Origin of the sequence: Pseudoalteromonas sp., from assembly GCF_041613455.1 — a bacterium.
In the GTDB taxonomy this organism is placed as follows: Bacteria; Pseudomonadota; Gammaproteobacteria; order Enterobacterales; family Alteromonadaceae; genus Pseudoalteromonas.
The window spans coordinates 1-5498 of the sequence record NZ_JBFJHD010000199.1 but is presented as its reverse complement, the minus strand read 5'-3'; the positions used below and the strand labels follow the sequence as shown (position 1 = coordinate 5498).

Here is a 5498-nt window from a genome sequence, read left to right as displayed (position 1 = left end):
GCCATATTTATGCTGAGCAAACCGTACCCCGAGATGATTTATGGCAAGCCCTTACTCCGCAGTTTTTTAAATACGAAGATCTTAAAAATGCGCTGCAAAATGCACTGGCAAGCGGCGCAGTTATTACCGACGAAGCAAGCGCCATTGAATGGGCTAACAAGCCAGTAAAATTAATACCAGGGCGTAGCGATAATATTAAAATAACCACTCCTGAGGATTTAGACTTGGCTGGTTTTTTACTTCAAAAACAACAAAACGAGAATGCATTATGATACGAATTGGTCATGGTTTTGACGTGCATAAATTTGGCGGTGTTGGCCCATTAACTATCGGCGGCGAAAAGATTGATTATCCGCAAGGTTTTTTAGCGCACTCCGACGGCGATGTTGCTATTCATGCTCTGTGCGATGCTATTTTAGGCGCGCTTGCAATGGGCGACATTGGTAAACACTTTCCAGATACGGCCAGTGAATATGAAAATATCGACAGCCGAATATTACTGCGTCATGTGGTGAGCTTAGCTAAAGAGCAAGGTTATGTATTGGGCAATGGAGATGTAACTATAGTGGCACAAGCGCCAAAAATGTTGCCTCATATTCAAGCTATGCGTAGCAACCTTGCAAGTGATTTAAACTGCGAACTATCGCAAATAAATGTTAAAGCTACAACCACCGAAAAGCTCGGTTTTGAAGGGCGAAAAGAAGGCATTTCGAGCCATGCAGTGGTAATTATGAACAAAGAGTCAATGAGTAAAACAAACGCATGAGCGATTTAAATTATTTATACGGCGCACCGTTATCAAAAGCTGACTTTAAAACCACAGCCGAAGACTTTATGGTAGATGAAGACTTAGGCATTGAGTTTACTGGTAGCGGCGAGCATGTATGTTTGCAAGTAGTAAAAAAAGGCGAAAACACCCAGTACGTAGCAAAGTTAATTGCGCAGCGAGCTGGGGTATCACCACGCGATGTAAGTTATGCCGGGATGAAAGATCGCCACGGAGTGTGTTCGCAGTGGTTTAGTGTAAAAGTACCCATTAAAAAGCCAATTGATTTTAGTGATTTAAACAGCGAAAGCGTGTTTGTTGTATCGCAGCAACGCCACGAACGTAAGCTGAGAACGGGCTGTCATAAAGGTAATAAATTTACTATTACGCTGCGCAATGTTACCGATCCTCTGGATATTTTGTGCCGTATTAATGCGGTACGCAGTGGCGTGCCTAACTATTTTGGCGAGCAACGCTTTGGCCGTGATGGTCATAACCTGGTAATGGCTGAAAAAATGTTTGCAGGTGAGCGTATTCGCGATAAAAAATTACGCGGTATTATTATTTCTGCAGCGCGCTCGCATGTATTTAATCAACTCGTAAGTTTACGAGTAAAGGAGCATGGTTTAGCTAAAACCATGCACCGTGAAGTATTTATGCTCAGCGGCAGTAACGCCTTTTTTGAAGACGCTATTAGCGATGAAAATATTGCCCGCCTAGCCTCTGGCGATATTATGATGTCGGCACCTATGGTAGGTAAAAGCGAAAAAGGGCTCACCGAACAAGAAAAAGTATGGCTTGGGCCTTATCAGTCTTGGTGCGATGGTTTAGGCGAGTTAGGGCTAAAAAATGAGCGCAGAATGCTGCGTTTAATCCCGCAAGATTTTAGCGTAGAAACCATAGATGAAAGCACTTTAAAGTTAAGTTTTGGTTTACCAAAAGGCTGTTTTGCTACGGCATTATTACGTGAGCTGGTGGATTACACAGACGCAAGCCCACGCGAGCGAAAAGAAAAGGACAGCAAAGATGAAGATCCTATTAAGTAACGACGATGGTGTAGGCGCTAAAGGTATTGCGGTGTTATATCAAGCATTAATGCAAATTGCCGAGGTCACTTTAGTTGCCCCCGACCGAAACTGCAGTGGTGCAAGTAACTCGTTAACTTTGCTTAACCCACTGCGTGCTACAAAGCTTGAAAATGGCTTTATATCGGTTAATGGTACACCTACTGACTGTGTGCATTTAGGCGTTAACCAGCTTGTTGATGAAATGCCCGATTTAGTGGTCGCAGGTATAAACCACGGCGCTAATTTAGGTGACGACACTTTGTACTCAGGCACGGTAGCTGCAGCAACCGAAGGACGCCATTTAGGTTTGCCTGCTATTGCGGTGTCTTTGTGTTCGCACCACGGCGAGCATTTTGAAACGGCGGCAGCGGTAACTATAAGTATTATTAAAGGTTTAGCGTCGCATCCGCTACCAAAAGATCAAATTATAAATATTAATGTACCCGACATTCCTCTAAGCGAATTAAAAGGCGTGCAGGTAACGCGTTTGGGTGCGCGCCATAAAGCCGAAACCATGACCAAGCAAACCGATCCTTGGGGTCGAGATATTTACTGGTACGGATCTTTAGGGACAGAAAGTGATGCAGGTGAAGGTACCGATTTTCATGCAATTAATAATGGCTATGCCTCGGTTACCCCACTGAGTGTTGATATGACCGCTAACGAGAGCATTAAAGCGGTAGGGGAGTGGTTAGCTGATTTGGAGATAAACCGTGCTGGCTAATTATACCCGCAGCGCCAAGGCGCTATCAGCGCTATTACAGCGTGAAGGTGTTGAGGATACGCAAGTACTAGATGCGATTGCACAAATACCACGACATATATTTGTGGGTGACGTGCTGCAACATAAAGCGTATCAAAATACTGCGTTACCAATAGGCCAAGGGCAAACTATTTCGCAGCCTTATATTGTGGCGCGTATGACCGAACTGTTGCAATTAGCTGGTGTGCGCGACAAGGTGCTAGAAATAGGCACAGGATCGGGCTATCAAACGGCAATACTGGCTAAAATATTTACCAAGGTTTACTCAGTAGAGCGTATTAAAGCATTACAATGGCAAGCTAAGCGCCGTTTACATCAGCTCGATTTATATAATGTGGCAATGAAACATGGCGATGGCTGGCAAGGTTGGGAGTCGCAAGCGCCATTTAACGGCATTATAGTCACCGCAGCTGCGGCTGAAATCCCGCAAGATCTATTAGCTCAATTAGCAGATGGTGGTGTGTTACTTGCCCCAATTGGCGAGCAAGAGCAAAAATTAACTATGGTTATTCGCAATGGCAATAACTACACAGAACACGTAATTGCGCCGGTTAGATTTGTACCGCTAGTCGCTGGTGATATTGAATAGGAATTCATTTTGAAGTTGTTTACTAAGTTATACGATATGGCTCTAGTGTGGGCTAAGCACCGTCATGCTGAGCGTTATTTAGCTGCAATGAGCTTTGCAGAGTCTGTGTTTTTTCCTGTCCCTCCTGATGTAATGCTGGCACCAATGTCGCTTGCTCAGCCTAAAAAAGCATGGCGGTTTGCAAGTTTTGCCACTATAGCGTCTGTTGTTGGTGGCATAGTAGGTTATTTACTTGGCTTTTGGTTATTTGAACCGGTTGTTGAGCCACTTATAGTACAAATGCACTGGCAAGATAAATTTGATATTGCACTTGATTGGTTTAAAAACTATGGCGTGTGGGTGGTGTTTATAGCGGGTTTTTCGCCTATTCCTTATAAAGTATTTACTATAGGCGCAGGGGTATTACAAATGGCATTTTTGCCGTTTTTAATTGCGTCTGCAGTAGGGCGAGGCGCTCGGTTCTTTTTAGTTGCTGCACTGATGAAGTGGGGCGGTGTTAAAATGGAGCAAAAATTACGTCAATACATTGAAGTGCTTGGATGGGCAGTTGTGCTTTTAATTGCAGTTGCATACATTTTATTACGTTAAGCACTATAAAATAATGTTATTAACATAAGGAGCCAAATACAGTGAATAAACAAATAAAATGTTATGTTGCTTTATTTATTAGTATTTTGCTCTTTGCTTGCTCGTCTAGCCATGTTCCGGCGCCTGTCAGTAGTTTAAATAATGATGTTAATAATTACGGCAGAAAAATTAACATTAATGGCGATAAATATACTGTTCAAAAAGGCGATACACTTTATTCAATTGCATTTAGTGCAGGCCAAGATGTTAGAACCTTAGCAAAAAATAATTCAATACCAGCACCTTACACAATATTCCCCGGGCAGAGTATTTCCTTTTCTGCCATAGCAAAAAAATACAAAAAGACAAAAAAATACACTCCTCCTATTAAAAAAGTCGCAAAAACTTCACAAAAAAATAACAATAAATCAAAGAAAGAGCTTGATAAGCCTAAACAACGAGGGTATGTTCAGAAACAAGCCAATAAAAAAATTAGTAACTCTAAGCATTTGTCGAGTAGTAAAGTGCAGTGGTTTTGGCCAGCAAAAGGCAAAATAACACAACGCTTTTCGAACAAGGAAAATGGCTACAAAGGCTTACAGATTGCTAATAAAAAAGGGGCTGCCGTTTTAGCCGCCGCACAAGGAACAGTGGTTTATGCGGGTAATGCGCTTCGAGGTTATGGTAGTTTAATTATTTTAAAACATAATGACGACTACTTGAGTGCTTATGCACACAACTCGAAACTACTTGTTAAAGAAAAACAGGAAGTTAAGGCTGGACAGAAAATAGCAGAGATAGGAAATACAGAATCTGCGGTAACGGCACTTCGTTTTGAAATTCGCTACCGAGGGCAAGCTGTAAATCCTGCTAAGTACCTTCCCTAATTTTTAAAGATATTGATAACTTGCTCAGGAGAAGTCTTATGGCTGATGCAGCAAAAGTTGATAAAAACACCCTCGTAGATAATAAATTAGATGAAACTGCTGTTGATGATGATTCAACACCGCTGCTTGAAGCTGTGGATGATGACGTTTTTGTCAAAGAAGAAGTCACTAAAAATTTAGATGCTACTCAGCTTTATTTAGGTGAAATTGGTTTTTCTCCGTTGTTAAGCGCTGAGGAAGAGGTGTTTTTTTCTCGTAAATCTTTAAAAGGGTGCGAAGCGTCTCGCAAGCGCATGATTGAAAGTAACTTGCGCCTTGTAGTAAAAATTGCTCGTCGTTATAACAACCGAGGTTTAGCGTTACTTGATTTAATTGAAGAGGGTAACTTAGGCTTAATTCGCGCCGTAGAGAAGTTTGATCCTGAGCGTGGCTTTCGATTTTCTACTTATGCAACATGGTGGATACGCCAAACGATAGAACGCGCCATTATGAATCAAACGCGCACTATTCGCTTGCCAATACATGTAGTAAAAGAACTTAACGTATATTTACGTACCGCGCGCGAGCTAACTCAAAAATTAGATCATGAACCAACCGCCGAAGAAATAGCAGCTTGTTTAGATAAGCCGGTTGAAGATGTCACCAAAATGCTGCGCTTGAATGAAAAAATAGCCTCGGTTGATATGCCGATCGGCGGCGAAAACGATACCGCTTTGCTCGATATTATTGCCGATGACAACAATGTTGGTCCTGAGGGCGAAGTACAAAATAACGATATGAATAAACACATTGTTGACTGGTTAGGAGAGCTAAACCCAAAGCAGCGTGAGGTGTTAGCCCGTCGCTTTGGTTTATTAGG

At 42.2% G+C, this 5498-nt stretch carries 8 protein-coding genes; all 8 read left to right on the top strand.

Annotated features, from left to right (window positions below; translation table 11 throughout):
* The coding region (locus ABYB02_RS14060) for a 2-C-methyl-D-erythritol 4-phosphate cytidylyltransferase (RefSeq protein WP_372763043.1) at positions 1–272 on the top strand (272 nt) is incomplete at its 5' end.
* Positions 269–766 (top strand): 2-C-methyl-D-erythritol 2,4-cyclodiphosphate synthase, encoded by a 498-nt coding sequence (ispF, locus tag ABYB02_RS14055; RefSeq protein WP_011327382.1) that lies wholly within the window; start codon positions 269–271, stop codon positions 764–766. The genes ABYB02_RS14060 and ispF, both read left to right, overlap by 4 nt.
* A complete protein-coding gene (gene truD / locus ABYB02_RS14050; protein WP_011327383.1) occupies positions 763–1812 on the top strand; it encodes a tRNA pseudouridine(13) synthase TruD in 1050 nt (349 codons plus the stop codon). The genes ispF and truD overlap by 4 nt, the downstream gene beginning before the upstream one ends.
* Positions 1793–2557: a 5'/3'-nucleotidase SurE gene (surE, locus tag ABYB02_RS14045; protein WP_011327384.1), complete on the top strand. Its 765-nt coding sequence runs from the start codon at positions 1793–1795 to the stop codon at positions 2555–2557. Before truD ends, surE begins: the two co-directional genes overlap by 20 nt.
* Entirely contained in the window at positions 2547–3185 is a 639-nt protein-coding gene (locus ABYB02_RS14040) for a protein-L-isoaspartate(D-aspartate) O-methyltransferase (protein ID WP_372763042.1), read from the top strand. Before surE ends, ABYB02_RS14040 begins: the two co-directional genes overlap by 11 nt.
* Before the next feature lie 9 nt (positions 3186–3194).
* On the top strand, positions 3195–3773 hold the full coding sequence (locus ABYB02_RS14035; RefSeq protein WP_041454351.1) for a YqaA family protein: 579 nt from the start codon (positions 3195–3197) through the stop codon (positions 3771–3773).
* 41 nt (positions 3774–3814) lie between these two features.
* The gene (locus tag ABYB02_RS14030) at positions 3815–4639 is read left to right on the top strand and encodes a peptidoglycan DD-metalloendopeptidase family protein (protein ID WP_011327387.1); all 825 of its coding nucleotides are present in this window, start codon (positions 3815–3817) and stop codon (positions 4637–4639) included.
* Positions 4640–4677: 38 nt separating this feature from the next.
* The coding region (gene rpoS, locus ABYB02_RS14025) for an RNA polymerase sigma factor RpoS (protein WP_372763041.1) at positions 4678–5498 on the top strand (821 nt) is incomplete at its 3' end.

Excerpts from the sequence above, each read along its gene's own strand:
- ispF (WP_011327382.1), top strand. The coding sequence starts at position 269 with ATGATACGAATTGGTCATGGTTTTGACGTGCATAAATTTGGCGGTGTT.
- surE (WP_011327384.1), top strand. The coding sequence starts at position 1,793 with ATGAAGATCCTATTAAGTAACGACGATGGTGTAGGCGCTAAAGGTATT.
- truD (WP_011327383.1), top strand. The coding sequence starts at position 763 with ATGAGCGATTTAAATTATTTATACGGCGCACCGTTATCAAAAGCTGAC.